The following is a 16297-nucleotide window of genomic DNA, read 5'->3' as shown; positions in this document are numbered from 1 at the left end:
CGGGCCCGGTCGGCGGCCGGGCGGGGCGGCGCCGGGGCCCGATGGCCGAAGGGACGCGCGAACAGCGCCAGCAGCGGGACCAGCAGAGCCCCCGCGACCACCGAGCCGAGCGCGCCGAGCAGCTCGAAGAGCCGGACCAACGCCGCGTCACCGCGCCAGAGCAGGAGCGCACACGCCAGCGCGGCGAGCACGTGGGCGGCGGCCATCCCCGGCGACATGCCGTGGGACATCCCGTGCGCCATGTCGTGCGCCGGTCCGCTCGCCAGGTCCTGCGCCGAGTCGTACGACCCGCTGCCGTGGAACGTTCCGTCGGGCATCGCGTGCTGCCCGGCGGGCATCCCCGTCATTCCGGCCATCCCGGGCAGGCCGGGGTCCACGGCCGTCGTGCCCGCGGCCCCGTGGTGCGTCCCCGCCGCCGGCCGCAGGCTGCCCGCGGCCGGTGGGACGTCCGGGTCGATACCCGCCATTCGCGCCAGTTCGACCGGGGAGAGCCCGCCGGGCGCCCGGTCGGGGTTGCAGAGCAGGAGGGCGGCCCAGTCCGTGGTGGCGAGTCGGCCGAGGCCGCCACCCCCTCGGGAGAGCGCCCCGGCCTGTTCGAACAGCTGGTGCAGCGCGGTCTGCGCCACGACCATCCAGAGACTGGTAACGGCGAGCCCGCGCTGCTTTCCGGCGAGCAGCCAGGTCAGCCCGAGGACCGCCCCGAACGCGCCGGCCAGCACCGTCGGCGTGACCCCGGGCCCGGCCATGGCGACGTGCGCGGTGGCGGCCAGTGCCACGCACAGCGCGGCGAAGACCACGGCGCGCAGCAGGCGGATCCGGTCGGTCATCACGATGGCACTCATCGTCGCACCCGCTCCGCCCGGCCCGTACCGCACCCTCCGGTCATGGCCGGTTCTGTGTCATGAGACCATGCCCGGCCGCCCGCCCCGCAGCCCACCGGATCACCTCCGGTCGGCGCACCTGCCCGGCGCGCCGAACCGAACAGCCGCTCGTATGACCATCAGGGCGGTTTGACAGCGGACGTCCATGCTCACTTAATGTGCACAATTCAGTACGGTGCGTGTCTGAGCGATGCCGTCCAGAAGCAGGGAGGTTCGGCCTTGAAGACCCCGACGGGTGCCTCGGCGCCCATTGCCGACAGTGCCGAGTCCACTGCCCCCGGCGAGCCGACCGTCCCACGGCAGGCGACGGCCTCGGCAGAGGCGACGGCCCCGGCCCAGGCCGAGGAACCCGCGGAGGCGACCGAACCCGCAGGGGCGACCGAACCTGCGGAGCAGGCGGAACCTGCCGAGCAGCCCGAAGCCGCGGGCCGGATCGACCTTGCGGAACAGCCCGAACCTGCGGAGCCCGAAGCCGCCGAGCAGGTCGACTCGCCCGAGTCCACCGACCGCGCCGACGCTGCTGAGCCCGCCGACTCGACCGATCCCTCCGGCCCGCCCGCGTCCGCAGACCCCGCCGAAGCCCCCGCCCCGCCCGAGTCCGTCGACCTCGCCGACCCCCGCTTCTGGCAGCTGCCCGCCCCCGTCCGCGCCGCCGCCTTCGCCGAGCTGCGCCGCCGTCCCGGCCCGGTGTTCTTCGGTGACCGCGCCACCGGCCGGGGTTTCCACGCCCTGGTCCGCCACGCCGACGTGGTCGAGGCCAGCCGCACCCCCGCCGTCTTCCTCAGCGGCCCCGGCGTGACGACCCCGGCCCCGGCCCGCTGGGTCCGGCTGATGTTCGGCGACTCGATGGTCAACCTGGACGACCCCCGCCACGCCCAGCTGCGCCGGATCGTCTCGCGGGCGTTCACCCCGCGGCTGCTCGACCGGGTCGAGGAGGACGTCCGGCGGATCAGCACCGACCTGGTCGACCGGATCGAGAAGGAGCGGTCGGAGGACTTCGTGACCGCAGTCGCCGCCGAGCTTCCGTTCCAGGTGATCTGCACCATGATGGGCATCCCGGAGAGGTCGCGCCGTGAAGTCCTCGACCTGGTCAACCGCAGCTCGGAGGACATCGGGGTGGCCCGCCCGCTGCGCCGCCGGTTCCGGGCGCCCGGGCGCGGGCTGCGGGCGCTCGCCCGGATGCAGGGCATCGTCGCCGGGGTCGGCCGCCGGCGACGATGCCGGCCGGAGGAGGACCTGATCTCCGCGCTGGTCACCGCAGACGTGGACGGCCGTCGGCTCACCGGGCGAGAGCTGGGAGCCTTCTTCAGTCTGCTGCTGGTCGCCGGGGTCGAGACCACCCGCAACGCGCTGGCCCACGGCCTGCACCTGCTGACCGTCCACCCCGAGCAGCGCGCCCTGCTGCTCGCCGATCTCGACGGGCGGCTCGGCGGCGCGGTGGACGAGATGGTCCGCCACGCCACGCCGATCATCCAGTTCAACCGGACCCTCGCCGTGGACCACGAGCTGGGCGGCCCCGGCGGTCCGCTGCTGCGCGCGGGCGAGAAGGTCGCGCTGTTCTACGGCTCGGCCAACCGCGACGAGGAGGTCTTCCCCGACCCGGACACCTTCGACATCACCCGCACGCCCAACCCCCACCTCGGCTTCGGCGGCGGCGGTCCGCACTACTGCCTCGGCGCGCACCTGGCCCGGCAGGAGATGACGGCGCTGTTCCGCGAGCTGTTCACCCGACTGCCCGAGGCACGGTCGGTCGGCGAGCCGCAGCTCGTCCCGTCCAGCTTCGACCACCGGGTCCGCTCGCTGCGCTTCACCTTCTGAAGCCTTCCGAACCTTCCGACCTCCGACCGTCCTTCCGACCGTCCTGCCGACCTTCCGAACCCTTCTGAGCCTCCCACCCGTGCCGGAGGTCGCCGTGCCCGGGCGCTGCGACCTCCGGCACGGGTGCCCGACCGGCTCCCACAGCCTCTCTGCCGGTGCTCCTGTGGCCGTCCGCCCGGAGCTCCCGCAGCTAATCGGTCTGCTCCCAGACCGCGTGGTCGTGCGCGAACAGCACCCGGTGCGGCCCGTGCTCCGCCACCCGGTCGAGCCAGGACCGGTAGCCGGGCAGCGGCGCGGGCACGCCCTCGCGCGCCGCCTGCCGGGCGAGGACCGCCTGTCCGTACTCGGAGGCGAAGTCGTACGCCTGCCCGGCGAGCAGGACCGGCCCGCTGCCCGGGCGGTCGACCAGCAGCGACTGGTGGCCCGCAGTGTGGCCGGGGGTGGGCAGCACCCTTACGCCCGGCCAGATCTCGGTCTCGCCGTCGAGCTCGCGGTATTCGGCGCCGGGGTAGTCGACCAGCGCGTCGATGGTGTACCCGCCGCGCCGGGCGGTGGCCAGCTCGTCCGCCTGGCCCAGAACGGGTGTGCCGGCGAACAGCGGGTTGCCTCCGCAGTGGTCGAAGTGCAGGTGGCAGTTGACTACCAGGTCGATGTCGGCGACGGCGACCCCGGCCGCGGCGAGCGCCTCCGGCAGTGGGCGGCGGACCGGGCGGTAGTGCGCCTCGGTCTCCGGCTCGCCGCCGCCGATCCCGGTGTCGAACAGCAGCAACCCCTCCGGACGCCGGACCAGGTACGCGAGCACCGGCTCCACGCGCGGCTCCGGGCCGCCCGCCTCGGCGGCCGGCCGGACGAAGTACCCCAGGTCGAGACGGCGGATCACGCGCAATTCAGCCCCCATGTCGCAGTGCGTCGCTCTGTCCCCGTACGGGCGGCCGCGCAGGCCCCCGGTTCGCACCCTACCCGCCGACCGGCAGCCCCCGATCGGCCTTCACCTGCTTCATCGTCAGGTGCGAGTTGACCTGCGCGATGCCCGGCAGGCCGGAGAGCACGTCGGTGATGAAGCGCTCGTACGCGGCGATGTCGGCCACCGCGATCCGCAGCAGGTAGTCGGGCTCGCCGAACAGCCGGTGCGCCTCCACCACCTCCGGCAGCTCGGCGACCCGGCGCTCGAACTCGGCGACCGTCACCTGGTCCTCGTGACGCATGGTGATCGTCACGAAGGGCTGGAAGCCGCGGCCGACCGCTGCACCGTCCAGCACCGCCCGGTAGCCGCGGATCACGCCGTCCTGCTCCAGTTGGCGTACTCGGCGCAGGCAGGGGGAGGGGGTGAGGTCCACCCGGGAGGCCAGCTCGGCGTTGGTCAGGCGCCCGTCCTGCTGGAGCTCGCGGAGGATCCTGCGGTCGATTCGGTCCATGGCGCAATATTCTGCCAAAACGCGGCTCCGACCAGCGCAAAGTGGCCATCGCGTGCCAGCCCCGTCCGGCTACCTTCAGTGACCGCACCGGCCACCGGGACATCCCGGCCGACCGCCGGGGCATGCCGGCCGACCACCGGGACAGCCCTCGGCCAAGCGCCGGGACAGCCCCGGCCGACCCGCCGGGCCCACACCACGACGAGCACGACAGGCCACGCCCACGCCCATGGACACCCACGCCCTCCTCCTCTTCCTCGGAGTCGACCTGCTGCTGGTCTGCACCCCGGGCCCCGACTGGCTCTACATCGCCGCCCGAGGCCTTGGCCAGGGACGCCGTGCCGCGCTGACCGCGGTCGGCGGGGTCTGCGCCGGGTACGCCGTCCACACCCTGCTCTCCAGCGCCGGACTGGCCGCCGCGCTGCGCGCCGTCCCGGCTGCCCTGCCCGTGTTGCGCCTCACCGGCGCCGCGTACCTGCTGGTACTGGCCGTCATGATGTTGCTGGCGCTGCGCAAGGGCGGAGGCGCCGCCGCCCTGACCGCGCCCAAGCCGCAGCCCACCGCGACCGTGCTGCGCCAGAGCATGCTGACCGCGTTGCTCAACCCGAAGGGGTTGCTGCTCTACCTCTCCCTGGTGCCGCAGTTCGTCGACCCGGACGCCGCGTTGCCGGTCGGCGGCCAGGTGCTCGCGCTCGGCTCGCTCAACGTACTGGCCTGCGCGGTGGTGTACGGGCTGGTCGCGCACGCCAGCGGGCGGCTCGGCGGCCGGTTCGGCGGCACCCCGCAGGCGGCCCGCCGGATGACCGTGGTCTCGGCGGTGCTGCTGATGCTGGTGGCGGGCGTCACAGCGAGCGCCTGAGAACGGGAGCACAATGCCGGGCATGACTGATCGTCCGTTGCCAGAAGGAACCACCGGAGCGGCAAGAAGCATCGGAACCGCCGGAACCGGCAGAATTGCCGGAACCATCGGAACCATCGGAACCGCCGAAGCCGCCGGACACGGCGGCCGATCGGGCGGCGAACGCGCCGACCGCCCCACCACCGACGGTCCCACCGCTGACGCCTGGGCAGCCCTGGGCGGATCGGCCGAACTGCTGGACCGGGTGGCCTTCCACGGCCCGGACGACGTCCTGCCCTCCGGCCTCCCGGTGCGCCGGCTCGCCCGGGCCACCGTGGCCGTCTGCTCGCTGGCCGCGGCCGAGCTCGCCGCCCACCGCAGCGGCGCGCCCGTCCCCGCCGTCCGGGTGGACCAGGGCGCGGTCGGCACCGCCTTCGTCAGCGAGCGGCACCTGACGATCGACGGCCGCACGCCGGTCAGCTTCGCCCCGCACTCCGGCTTCTGGCGCACCGCCGACGGCTGGGTGCGCACCCACGCCAACTACCCGCACCACCGCACCCGGCTGCTCTCCGCCCTCGGCCTCGCCGCAGACGCCGGGCCCGAGCAGCTCGCCGACACGCTCGGCAAGCTGCCGGCCGAGCGGATCCAGGAGCGCGCGTACGAGGCGGGGGCGCTCGCGGTAGCCGTCGCGCCGGTTGGCCCCGCTGTGCACCCCCTTGTGGAGCACCGGGACATCGGTGCCGCTGCCGGAGCCGCGCCGGTCCGGCCGCTCGGTGAGGCTCCGGTGGACCGGCCCGCCGCCGGGGTCCGGGTCCTGGACCTCACGCGGGTGATCGCCGGACCGGTCGCCACCCGCACCCTCGCCCTGCTCGGCGCCGACGTCCTGCGCGTCGACTCGCCCCGACTGCCCGAGGCCGAGGACGCCCACGCCGACACCGGCTTCGGCAAGCGCTCCACTCGCCTCGACCTCGCCGAGCCGGCCGACCGCGCCGTCTTCGAGGACCTGCTCGCCACCGCCGACGTCCTCGTCACCGGCTACCGGCCCGGCGCCCTCGACGCCCACGGCCTCGGCCCCGACGTGCTGTTCGCCCGCCGCCCGGACCTGATCCTCGTCCAGCTCTGCGCCTGGGGCTGGACCGGCCCCTGGGCCGACCGGCGAGGCTTCGACAGCCTGGTCCAGGCGGGCGTCGGCATCGCCGCCCACGAGACCGCCCCCGACGGCCGCCCCGGCGTGCTGCCCGCCCAGGCCCTCGACCACGGCACCGGCTACCTCATCGCGGCCGCCGTCCTGCGCTCCCTCACCGACCAGCGCACCCGCCGCCCCGGTGGCCGCCACCTGCGATTCTCCCTCGCCGGCACGGCCTCCTGGCTGCTGCACGGCATCGAGCAGGAGATGCCCCGGGGAGCCTCGTCCGAGCCGTACGACCCTTCCCGGTGGCTGGCCGAGACCGACTCCGCGTACGGCCGGCTGCGCCACGCCCTGCCGCCGATCGGGTACGAGGGGGCGCCCGCCGACTGGTCGCGCCCGCCGGGACGCTGGGGAACGGACGAACCGGTCTGGCTCTGACGGCCTCGGGCGAGCGCTGCCCGAGGCGCCCGGCAGCGTCGCCGTCATGACCGCGCACGCCGCCGACCACACCTGGTTCGAGGAGCGCTGCCCCGACCTGGGCGAGGCCTGCTGCCTCGCCCAGGTCCAGGAGGTGACGGCCTGCGGGACGTGCGGTCAGACCCCCGACGGGATCTGCTTGGCCCGGCTACGGACCTGGAACGCCGTCACGATCTCGATCAGGCCCAGGATCACCAGCCAGCACCCGGCCAGCACGGTCAGCGCGGTGATCGACTTGGCCGGCCACACCATCAGCAGCACACCGGCCAGGGTGTTGGCCACGCCCGCGAAGGCCTGCCAGCCCCGGGCGGGCATCAGCGGGTCGGAGATCACGGCGGCGAGCTGGGTGATGCCGCGGAACAGCCAGCCGATCCCGATCCAGAGCGCGAGCAGCAGCAGCGACTGCGCCGCACTGCGGAAACAGAGCAGCCCCAGCAGCACGCAGATCGCGCCGCTGATGAAGGCCAGCACCCGTAGCGCGGTGGTGGAGTGGGTGCCGAACGCGGCGACCAGCTGCACGATGCCGATCACCAGCAGGTAGAGGCCGAACAGCACGCCCACCACCAGGAGCGTCTCCCGGGGCCAGACGAAGACCACGATCCCGAGGGCGAGCGAGACGAGACCGGCGGCCAGCAGGACCTGCCAGGCGGCTTTGGCGAGCAGTCCGAGCGGGCCCTGGACCGGGGTACCGTCGGGGGTGATGATCGGAGGGGCCACGGTGGCGTACTCCTTGAGCTGGCGCCGGGCGACGGCTGACGTGCTGGTCGTGTGACGCACGACGGGTGGGGTCGGGTCGGCCGGCTGACGGGCAGGGAACGAAGCCCAGCCTCTGCGCGCCGCCGCCGGGCCGCGCGCCGGATTCGGCCGTTCGGGGGATCCGCCGCGGTTGCCGGAACGTCACCCTCCGGACACTTGCCGTCGATATCATCCGTCGGTATGACTTCTGAAGGGTGGGGGACCCCTCCGGTCGAGCCGATCAGCCAGCACTACATCGTCTGCGGGGGCAACGCGCTGGCGCACCGACTGGTCCTGGAACTCGTCGAGCACTACGAGGTCCCGGTCGTCGTCCTGGTCGCCGACCGGACCCGCGACCACGCGCCGCAGATCGAGCAACTCTCCGGAGTCGCAGCGGTCGTGGAGTACGCCAGCGTCACCGAGGAGGCGCTGCGCGCGGTGTCCATCGGCACCGCGCGCGGTCTCGCCCTGGTCGAGGGGAGCGATCAGGAGAACATCCACGCCGCACTCAGCGCCCAGAACCACAACCCGGACATCCGCATCGTGTTCCGGATGTTCAACCAGCGGCTCGGCGAGAACATCGAAAGGCTGCTCAAGAACGGTGCCGCGCTCTCCGGCTCCGCCACCGCCGCTCCGGCCTTCGCCTCCGCGGCGCTCGGGCGGCCCAACTCGGTGGAGATCGAAGGGCGTTACCTGCACATCGCGTTCGACGACGAGATCACCTCCGACCGGATCTGCGTGGTCGCCGACCACATCGACCGGCAGGACCTCGGCAGGATCCGGCTGCTGCCCGAGCAGCAGGGTGACTCGGCCGAATTCGTCCGGCTCGCCAGCGAGTTCGGCGACCGCGGGCCGATCCGGCCCGGTGGTGTACGGCGTGAACCGGCGTCGTCGGACCACCCCGCTCCGGAGGAGGAACCGGGCGGCCGGGCGGCGCTCCAGGTGCTGCGGATCGAGCCCCGGGAACCGACCGACTGGATGCGACGGCTGCGCTGGCGACTGCTCGACACCATGCGCTTCTTCACCAGCGCCCGGATGCGACTGGTGCTGCTCACCGCCCTCGCGGCGGTGCTGCTGGCCTTCGGGGTGCTCTGGTATCTCAACCGGAACTTCGGCTGGACCGTCTACATCGCGCTGCTCGACCTGGCCGGCGCCGCCCAGCCGGACCAGCTCTCCGACATCTCCGCCGGGACGGGCACCGGCGGGTTCTGGCAGCGGGTCGCGCAGGTGGTGATCACCATCTGCGGGATCACCTTCGCACCGGTCGCCACCGCCATCGCGGTCGAGGTGCTGGGCTCCGGGCGGCGCGGGCAGCCGCGCAACCCCGGGGCGGGCACCCGGGACCACGTCATCGTCGTCGGTCTCGGCAACGTCGGCACCCGGGTCGCGACCCAACTGCACGACATGGGCGTGCCCGTGGTCTGCATGGAGCGGGACCCGCAGGCACGCGGCATCGCCGCCGTGCGGGCGCTGGGGATACCGGTGGTGATGGGCGACGGCCCGTTCGAGCAGCAGCTGCGCCGGGCCCGGCTGAAGCACAGTCGGGCGCTGGTCGCGGTCAGCGGGGACGACGCCACCAACCTGGAGGCGGCCCTGGAGGCGCGCCACGGCAATCCCGAGGTCCGGGTGGTGGTGCGGCTGTTCGAGGACGACTTCGCGAGCCACTTCTACAAGACCCTGGACAACGCGGCCTCCCGGTCGGTGTCCTACCTGGCCGCGCCCGCCTTCGCGGCGGCGCTGATGGGGCGCGAGGTGCGCGGCATGCTGTCGGTGCTGCGGCACGTGCTGCTGATCGCCGAGCTGACGGTGGAGGACGGCAGCGGGTTGATCGGGCTGAACCGGCACGACCTGGAGGACCCGGGCGGCGTCCGGGTGATCGCCGTGCGCTTCGCCCACGGCGGGCAGTTGCAGTGGAACTTCCCCGACCGCACCCGGCGGCTCGCCCCGGGCGACCAGATCGTGGTCGCCGCCACCCGAAGCGGGCTCGCCCGGCTGAATACGGTGGCGGTGGAGGAGGGACAGGGCTGAGCGCGGCGGAGGGCTGACGCGCGGCGGGTGACGGCTGACGGCCGACGGCCGACGGTGCGCAGCGGCCGGCGAACAGCCGACGGCCGACAGAGTTCAGCTGACAGATTTCAACATCTGAAATCTGTCAGCTGTCACCTGTCGGCGTCCTCCGTCGTCAGCGGTTCCGGAACTCCGGCGGGCGCTTCTCGGCGAAGGCGGCCATGCCCTCCTTCTGGTCCGCCGTGGCGAAGGCCGCGTGGAAGAGCCGGCGCTCGAAGCGGACGCCCTCGGCCAGGGTGGTCTCGAAGGCCCGGTTGACGCTCTCCTTCATCATGATCGCGGCCGGAGCGGACATCGCCGCGACCGTCTCGGCGGTGGCCAGCGCCTCGGCCAGCAGCTGGTCGGCGGGGACGATGCGGGAGACCAGGCCGGCCCGCTCGGCCTCCTCGGCGCCCATCATCCGGCCGGTCAGGCACAGCTCCATGGCCTTCGCCTTGCCGACCGCGCGGGTCAGCCGCTGCGAGCCACCGATGCCGGGGATGACGCCGAGCTTGATCTCCGGCTGCCCGAACTTCGCGGTGTCCGCCGCCAGCAGGATGTCGCACAGCATCGCCAGCTCGCAGCCGCCGCCCAGCGCGAACCCGGCCACCGCTGCGATCACCGGCTTGCGCAGGGCGCCGAGCCGGTCCCACGGGCCCAGCCAGTCGTCCAGGTAGACGTCCGGGAACCGGTTGCCCTGCATCTCCTTGATGTCGGCGCCGGCCGCGAAGGCCTTCTCCGAGCCGGTGATGACCAGACAGCCGATCTCCGGGTCCCGGTCGAAGGCGGTCGCCGCGGCGACCACCTCGTTCATCAGCTGGGTGTTCAGCGCGTTGAGCGCCTTGGGCCGGTTGAGCGTGATCAGCCCCACCCGGCCCTTGCGCTCGACCAGGATCGTCTCGTAGGTCTCGGTCTCGGTCATCGCCGTCGACTCCCATTTCCGCTGCTCGGCGCCCGTGGGCGCGCCCTGACCACCCAACGATCTACGACGCGCCCCGCCTCGCGCCAGTCTTGGTATGCGAGACGCCGGTCACCAGGCCGCGGTGGGGGCGGAAGCCGAGCCGGTCAGGCGCTGCAGGTTGCAGTTGACGACGAAGGTGAGGTTGTCCAGCTGCTCCCGGGCGGCTGGCGGGAGCGCGGCGGTGGCCTCGGGCTCGTCCATCTCGCCGTCGCCGAGGAACGCCCACACGTGCGAGCCGGAGGTGTCCTTGATCCCGCGTGCGGTCAGGTACCGGTTGAACCGGCCCTGGTGGATCCATGGAACTCCATGGACCGTAGGCAGTGGCCTGGCGGTGCGTCAATCGGTACTGGCGGGTAGCTTGAGCGATGATCGATCATCTCTATGCGAACTTAAGGGGGCGGGGGAGGGGCGGCAGCGCGGGTGGTTCAGCCGGAGTGCCGACCGTCCTCGCGCGGGTCTCCCTCGTGCCGGTCTCCCTCGTGCCGGTCTTCGTGCCGGGCGTACTCCAGAACGTGCTCGGCCAGCAACCGTCCGACCTCCGGGTCCTGTCGCCGGAAGGCTTCGATCAGCGGCCGGTGGTCGGCGGCGTTCTCGTGCAGCTCCGGCCGGACCCGGTGCAGCGACAGCACCGTCCACACCTCGACCCCGAGGCCCTCCCAGGTCCGCAGCAGTGTCCCGTTGCCGGAGGCGGCCACGACCTCGCGGTGGAAGGCCACCCCGTGCCGGGCCTGGCCGAGTGCGTCGCCCGCCGCCGCGGCCGCCGCCATCCGCTCGGCGTGCCGCTCCAGCGCGGTGGTGTCCCCGGCCAGTCGGACCACCGCGGAGTCGGCGGCCAGCCGCTCCAGCGCGGCCCGCACCTGGTAGACCTCGCGCAGCTCGGCCGGGCCGATCTCGCGCACCCGCACACCCCGGTTGGGCTCGGCATCGAGCACTCCGAGCGTCTGGAGCGTGCGCAGTGCCTCGCGGACCGGCGCCTGGCTGACGTTCAACTCGGCGGCCAGGCGCCGCTCGACGATCCGGTCCCCGGGCTGCCAGCGGCCGTTCAGCAGGCCCTCCAGCAGCAGCCCGCGCACCTGCTCGCCCAGCGGTACCCGAGACAGCGGGTCGGTGTCGCCGGCCGGGGTCGGCGGCGGGAACGAGTGGTTCACGGCGGGCTCCAGGTGTGCCGGCGGGGGAGGGGCGGGGGTCACGCCAGGCCCAGTTCGTCACCCTCGCGCGGGGCGAGGAAACGGGCGACATCCGCCGCCGTCACCTCGGCGAGCGTGCCGGGCTTCCAGCGGGGGTTGCGGTCCTTGTCGATCACCTGCGCGCGGATGCCCTCGACCATGTCATGGCCCTCCAGCGCGGCGCAGGAGATCCGGTACTCCTGGTCGAGCACGGCCTCCAGCGAGGGGAGCGTACGGGCGCGGCGCAGCGCGGCCAGGGTGGTCTTGACGGCGGTCGGTGAGTTCGCGAGGACGGCTTCGGCAGCCTCCTTCGCCTCCGGGACACCGGAGTTCAGCAACTGCTCGACGATCTCCTCGACCGTGTCGGCCGCGTAGCAGGCGTCGATCCAGCCGCGTTGGGCGGCCAGTGTGGCGGGTGGCGCGGGCTCGGCGTGCGCGGCGACGAGGGCGGCGACCTCGGCGGTGGTGCTCCCGGTCGCCGCAGCGGTCCTCCGGCCCAAGGCGTCGAGCAGGTCCGGGATGCGTGGGGAGGGCACGAAGTGGTCCGCGAAACCGCACAGCAGGGCGTCGCCCGGGCCCATCGAGGCCGCGGTGAGCGCGAGGTGGGCGCCCAGCTCGCCCGGGGCGTGGGCGAGCAGCCGGCTGCCGCCGACGTCCGGGGCGATGCCGATCCGGGTCTCGGGCATCGCGATGGTGGAGCGCTCGGTGACGATCCGCACCGCGCCGTGGGCGGACACGCCGACGCCGCCGCCCATGGTGATGCCGTCCAGCACCGCGACGTAGGGCTTCGGGTAGCGGGCGATCAGCGCGTTCAGCCGGTACTCGTCGCGGAAGAACGCCCGGGTGCCGGCCCCGCCCGCCTTGGCGTCGTCGTGCATCGCGCGGATGTCGCCGCCCGCGCACAGGCCGCGCTCGCCCGCGCCGGTCAGCACGACGGCGCGTATCCGGTCGTCGGCGGCCCAGTCGTCCAGGGTGGTGCGCAGGGCGGTGACCATGCCGTGGGTCAGCGAGTTGAGCGCCCGCGGACGGTTCAGCACGAGCCGTCCGACGCCGCCGTCCAGGAACGCCTGGACCTCCGCCACCTCTGCGCTCATCGGGCCCGCTCCCGTCCCTCGGTGATGTCGACGTCGTGCGGAGTCCGCCGGGGCCTGGTGGCGCCCCTCGTCGTCCGGTGTTCGTTGCTGCCGGTTGCCGGCGGCTGCTGTCGGTTCTCGCCGGTTCCTGCCGGAACCCCTGGCGTCCACCGTACCGGGGGCGGCGGGCAGTTCTGATCACCGGGCCGGAGTGCGGGAGCGTGCGGCCGCGGTTCAGGGCCAGGCGCGCAGGGCGAGTTCGGCGGTGCGGGCCAGATCGGCGGCGGTGGCGCCGTCCCGGGCCTGCTGCGACATGCCCTGGAGGACCGTGCCGAAGTAGCCGGCCAGCGCCTGCGGATCGGCCTCGGGCGGCAGTTCGCCGTCCTGCCGGGCCTGGCGCAGCCGGGCCTCGAAGGTCCGCAGGTTCCCGTTGCGCAGCTCGCGCAGATGCTCCTGGATTCCGGCGTCCTGCGGGGTGACGTTGGTGGCGGCGGAGATGACCAGGCAGCCGGCCGGATGGGACGGGTCCGGGTAGATGGCCGCGGCCTCGCGCAGGATGCGGGCGAAGGCGTCGTACGCGGTGGGCGCCTCTTTCAGGGCGGCGGCCACGAACGCACCGGCCGGGGAGCGGCGGTACTGGCGGACCACCTCTTCGAACAGCGACTGCTTGTCGCCGAAGGCCGCGTACAGGCTGCCGGGGCGGATGCCCATGGCTGTGGTGAGTTCGGTGACGGAGGTGGCCTCGTAGCCGAGCCGCCAGAACAGCCGGGTGGCCGCGGCCAGCGCCTCGGCGCGGTCGAAGGCCGGCGGGCGGCCGCGCCGGGGGCGGCGCGGGGCGTCGGCTGCCTTGCCGTCGGGTGCCTCTGGTGCTGCGTACGCCTCTGCCATGCGCTGAATTTTAGAGCACTCGCTCAAGAAGTGTGTGCTAGCTTCTTTCTTGAGCGACCACTCAATAATTGTTTCCGACGTTGCAGGAGGGGCTCGGTCATGGGTGCGTACGGACTTCAGGGCAAGACGGCGCTGGTCACGGGCGGCAGCAGGGGGATCGGTCGGGCCATCGCCCGGAGGCTCGGGCGGGACGGTGCCACCGTCGCCGTCGGCTACGCCAGGGAGGAGGCGGCGGCGGAGGAGGTGGTGGCGGGCATCCGCGCCGACGGCGGGCGGGCGTTCGCACTGCGCGCCGAGCTCGGTCGGCACGGCGACGCGGCCTCGCTGTGGGCGGCCTTCGACGCGGAGATCGGGGCGCACGCGCCGGACGGCGGGGTGGACATCATCGTGAACAACGCCGGGATCGGGCGCAGTTCGGACCTCGAAACGCTGACCGAGGAGGAGTTCGACAGGGTGTTCGCGGTCAATGTCCGGGCGCCGTTCTTCGTGGTGCAGCACGGCCTGGGGCGGCTGCGGGACGGCGGCCGGATCATCAACATCTCCAGCGGCGTCGCCCGGCTGGCGATGCCTGAGATCATCGCCTACGGCGCGACCAAGGGGGCGCTGGACACCTTCACCCTCAACCTTGCCAAGCAGCTCGGCCCGCGCGGGATCACCGTGAACTCCGTCGCGCCCGGCTTCGTGGACACCGACGTCAACGCGGGCTGGCTGCGCGGCAACGCGGAGGCGGAGGCGTACGCGGCCTCGGCCGCCGCACTCGGTCGGGTCGGGCAACCGGAGGACATCGCGGACGTCGTCGCGTTCCTCGCCTCCGACGACGCGCGCTGGGTGACCGGGCGGGTGGTCGACGCCACGGGTGGGTCGGGGCTGTAGGCGCGGGGCGGGGCTGAGGACAGCGACGGGCCCAACGGATGACAGCTGACAGAAGATGAAATCTGTCAGCTGTCATCCGTTTGCTGTTATCTGTTCGCCGTTCGCTGTCCGCGGGCTGTCCGCTACGAGCGATCCCTCAGCCCCGCACGCGCCCCGAGACCTCGCCGAACCCGACCACGGTGCCGTCCGGCCCGGGTGCGGTGGCGGTGATGGTCACCTCGTCGCCGTCCTCCAGGAAGGTCCGGGTCGTCCCGTCCGGGAGCTTCAACGGCTCCTCGCCGTTCCAGGTCAGCTCGATCAGCGCACCCCTGGTGTCCCGCTCCGGCCCGCTGACCGTCCCCGAGGCGAACAGGTCGCCGGTGCGCAGCGAAGCGCCGTTGACGGTCATGTGGGTCAGCTGCTGCTGCGCCGTCCAGTACATGGTGGCGAACGGCGGCCGGGAGACCGGGTGCCCGTTCAGCCGGACCTCCATCGCCAGGTCCAGGCCCCACGGCTCGCCGCCCCGGTCGTCCAGGTACGCCAGCGGCTCGACGTCGCGCGCCGGCGGCGTGACCCGGGCGTGCTCCAGCGCCTCCAGCGGGACGATCCACGGCGAGACCGAGGTCGCGAAGGACTTGCCGAGGAACGGGCCGAGCGGTACGTACTCCCAGGCCTGGATGTCTCGCGCCGACCAGTCGTTGAGCAGGCAGACGCCGAAGACGTGCTCGCGGAAGTCGTCCAGCGGGACCGGCCGGCCCAGCGCCGACGGCGTGCCGACGACGAAGCCGACCTCGGCCTCGATGTCCAGCCGGCGCGACGGGCCGAAGGTCGGCGCGGCGTCGGTGGGTGCCTTGCGCTGCCCGTGCGGCCGCACCACGGGGGTGCCGGAGACCACGACCGTGCCCGCCCGCCCGTGGTAACCGATCGGCAGATGCTTCCAGTTGGGGGTGAGCGGCTCCGAGCCCGGGCGGAAGATCCGGCCCAGGTTGGTGGCGTGGTGCTCCGAGGCGTAGAAGTCGACGTAGTCGGCGACCTCGAACGGCAGGTGCAGCTCGACCTCGCCGGTCGGCAGCAGCGCCGGCGACAGCACCTCGCGGAAGGACTCGTCGGTGAGCCAGGTGGTGAGGTCGGCCCGCACCCGGGTCCAGGCCGGACGCCCCGCAGCCATCAGCGGGTTGAGCGAGTCCGCGTCCAGCAGCACCGAGGGAGCGCCGGCCGCGCGGGCGGCCGCCCCGGCGTCCAGCACGAAGTCCCCGACGCGCACGCCGATCCGGCGCCGGCCGGGCTGGTCGGCGGCGGTGAAGACGCCGTACGGCAGGTTGTGCACGCCGAACGGCGAATCCTGGGCGCTGGTGAGCCAGCTGCGGGGGGTGGTCAACGGTCCTCCTGGTGCAGTGGACTGGGCGACGACAGCAGGCCGAGCGCGGCCAGGTCGCCCAGGGGTTCGGCGATGCTACAGGTGCCGAACGCGGTGAACGAGTTGCGGATCACCGTAACCTGGCGGTCCGTCAGTGCACGTACCGCCTTGGCCAGTACCTCGCCGTCGCGCTCCGCCAGCACCGCCGCGGCCGCGGCCCGGTCGGTCTCCTGCGCGGCCAGCAGCACGTTCAGGAAGCCGTGGTGCTCGAAGCCGGTCTCCGGGTCGGTGTGCCGGACGGCGTTGTGCAACCCGGCCGTGCACTTGTACGGCAGTCCGCGCCGCGCGCAGCCGGTCAGGAAGGCGGCCAGCTCGTCCTCGTCCGGGAACGCCTCGGCGACCAGCCCGCCGGTGCGGAACTTCGCCCGGTACGGGCTGTCCACCAGCGCGTCCAGGACGGCATCCAGTCCGTCCCCGCGCAGGAGTTCGCGCGGCAGTTCGACGGCGGCCGGGACGTTCGGCGGCAGCAGCCGGTCCAGCGCGGCCACCGCCTCGGCGACGTCCCGGGTGGCCAGTTCGACGCCGGCCAGCTCGAACGGCGCGGCGGCGGCGAGCGCCGGGGCGAGCTCGGTGCTGCCCCCCGGCAGCACCAGCCCGACCTTGA

Annotated in this window: 15 protein-coding genes and 1 pseudogene; 5 read left to right on the top strand and 11 right to left on the bottom strand. The window is 73.4% G+C overall.

Going from position 1 to position 16297, the window contains the following annotated elements; genetic code table 11:
- Positions 1-842: hypothetical protein (locus tag KS423_RS18055; RefSeq protein ID WP_224280565.1), on the bottom strand; the 842-nt coding region annotated here is incomplete at its 3' end.
- A gap of 669 nt (positions 843-1511) precedes the next feature.
- On the opposite strand from KS423_RS18055, the gene KS423_RS18050 reads away from it, so the two are divergent.
- Positions 1512-2699, top strand: coding sequence for a cytochrome P450 (locus KS423_RS18050; RefSeq protein ID WP_374119973.1), 1188 nt, complete (start codon positions 1512-1514; stop codon positions 2697-2699).
- Positions 2700-2889: 190 nt separating this feature from the next.
- On the opposite strand, the gene KS423_RS18045 is transcribed toward KS423_RS18050, so the two are convergent.
- The gene (locus KS423_RS18045; protein ID WP_224280561.1) at positions 2890-3597 is read right to left on the bottom strand and encodes an N-acyl homoserine lactonase family protein; all 708 of its coding nucleotides are present in this window, start codon (positions 3595-3597) and stop codon (positions 2890-2892) included.
- Positions 3598-3655: 58 nt separating this feature from the next.
- Entirely contained in the window at positions 3656-4114 is a 459-nt protein-coding gene (locus KS423_RS18040; protein ID WP_049652743.1) for an Lrp/AsnC family transcriptional regulator, read from the bottom strand.
- A gap of 226 nt (positions 4115-4340) precedes the next feature.
- Between KS423_RS18040 and KS423_RS18035 the strand changes: the two genes are divergently transcribed.
- Together KS423_RS18035 and KS423_RS18030 are read left to right on the top strand one after the other, a co-directional pair.
- Entirely contained in the window at positions 4341-4970 is a 630-nt protein-coding gene (locus tag KS423_RS18035; RefSeq protein ID WP_224280559.1) for a LysE family translocator, read from the top strand.
- A 22-nt stretch (positions 4971-4992) separates the two neighbouring features.
- Positions 4993-6516 (top strand): CoA transferase, encoded by a 1524-nt coding sequence (locus tag KS423_RS18030; protein ID WP_224280557.1) that lies wholly within the window; start codon positions 4993-4995, stop codon positions 6514-6516.
- A 156-nt stretch (positions 6517-6672) separates the two neighbouring features.
- On the opposite strand, the gene KS423_RS18025 is transcribed toward KS423_RS18030, so the two are convergent.
- Positions 6673-7332 carry an HdeD family acid-resistance protein gene (locus KS423_RS18025; protein ID WP_224280555.1) on the bottom strand — a complete coding sequence of 220 codons (660 nt, stop codon included), beginning with the start codon at positions 7330-7332 and terminating at the stop codon, positions 6673-6675.
- A 159-nt stretch (positions 7333-7491) separates the two neighbouring features.
- Here KS423_RS18025 and KS423_RS18020 point away from each other — a divergent pair, with 159 nt between their 5' ends.
- Positions 7492-9318 (top strand): NAD-binding protein, encoded by a 1827-nt coding sequence (locus tag KS423_RS18020; RefSeq protein WP_224280553.1) that lies wholly within the window; start codon positions 7492-7494, stop codon positions 9316-9318.
- A gap of 154 nt (positions 9319-9472) precedes the next feature.
- On the opposite strand, the gene KS423_RS18015 is transcribed toward KS423_RS18020, so the two are convergent.
- The 5 genes and pseudogenes from KS423_RS18015 to KS423_RS17995 all read right to left on the bottom strand — a co-directional run bounded on the left by KS423_RS18015 (position 9473) and on the right by KS423_RS17995 (position 13424).
- The gene (locus KS423_RS18015; RefSeq protein ID WP_224280551.1) at positions 9473-10258 is read right to left on the bottom strand and encodes an enoyl-CoA hydratase; all 786 of its coding nucleotides are present in this window, start codon (positions 10256-10258) and stop codon (positions 9473-9475) included.
- A 126-nt stretch (positions 10259-10384) separates the two neighbouring features.
- Positions 10385-10591, bottom strand: a pseudogene (locus KS423_RS18010) (2-oxo acid dehydrogenase); the annotation flags it as partial.
- A gap of 131 nt (positions 10592-10722) precedes the next feature.
- Entirely contained in the window at positions 10723-11397 is a 675-nt protein-coding gene (locus KS423_RS18005) for a GntR family transcriptional regulator (RefSeq protein ID WP_224280567.1), read from the bottom strand.
- Between the two features lie 86 nt (positions 11398-11483).
- Complete coding sequence (locus KS423_RS18000) at positions 11484-12557, bottom strand: enoyl-CoA hydratase/isomerase family protein (protein ID WP_224280549.1); 1074 nt, start codon at positions 12555-12557, stop codon at positions 11484-11486.
- Positions 12558-12770: 213 nt separating this feature from the next.
- Entirely contained in the window at positions 12771-13424 is a 654-nt protein-coding gene (locus KS423_RS17995) for a TetR/AcrR family transcriptional regulator (RefSeq protein ID WP_224280547.1), read from the bottom strand.
- 99 nt (positions 13425-13523) lie between these two features.
- On the opposite strand from KS423_RS17995, the gene KS423_RS17990 reads away from it, so the two are divergent.
- Positions 13524-14297 (top strand): SDR family oxidoreductase, encoded by a 774-nt coding sequence (locus KS423_RS17990; RefSeq protein WP_224280545.1) that lies wholly within the window; start codon positions 13524-13526, stop codon positions 14295-14297.
- A 136-nt stretch (positions 14298-14433) separates the two neighbouring features.
- On the opposite strand, the gene fahA is transcribed toward KS423_RS17990, so the two are convergent.
- Both fahA and KS423_RS17980 read right to left on the bottom strand, forming a co-directional pair.
- The gene (gene fahA / locus KS423_RS17985) at positions 14434-15654 is read right to left on the bottom strand and encodes a fumarylacetoacetase (RefSeq protein ID WP_224280543.1); all 1221 of its coding nucleotides are present in this window, start codon (positions 15652-15654) and stop codon (positions 14434-14436) included.
- Positions 15651-16297: hypothetical protein (locus KS423_RS17980; protein ID WP_224280541.1), on the bottom strand; the 647-nt coding region annotated here is incomplete at its 5' end. The genes KS423_RS17980 and fahA, both read right to left, overlap by 4 nt.

This window comes from Streptomyces sp. LS1784, assembly GCF_020103755.1.
In the GTDB taxonomy this organism is placed as follows: Bacteria; Actinomycetota; Actinomycetes; order Streptomycetales; family Streptomycetaceae; genus Kitasatospora.
The sequence above is the reverse complement of the archived record's forward strand: the minus strand, read 5'-3'. Positions and strand labels throughout refer to the sequence as shown.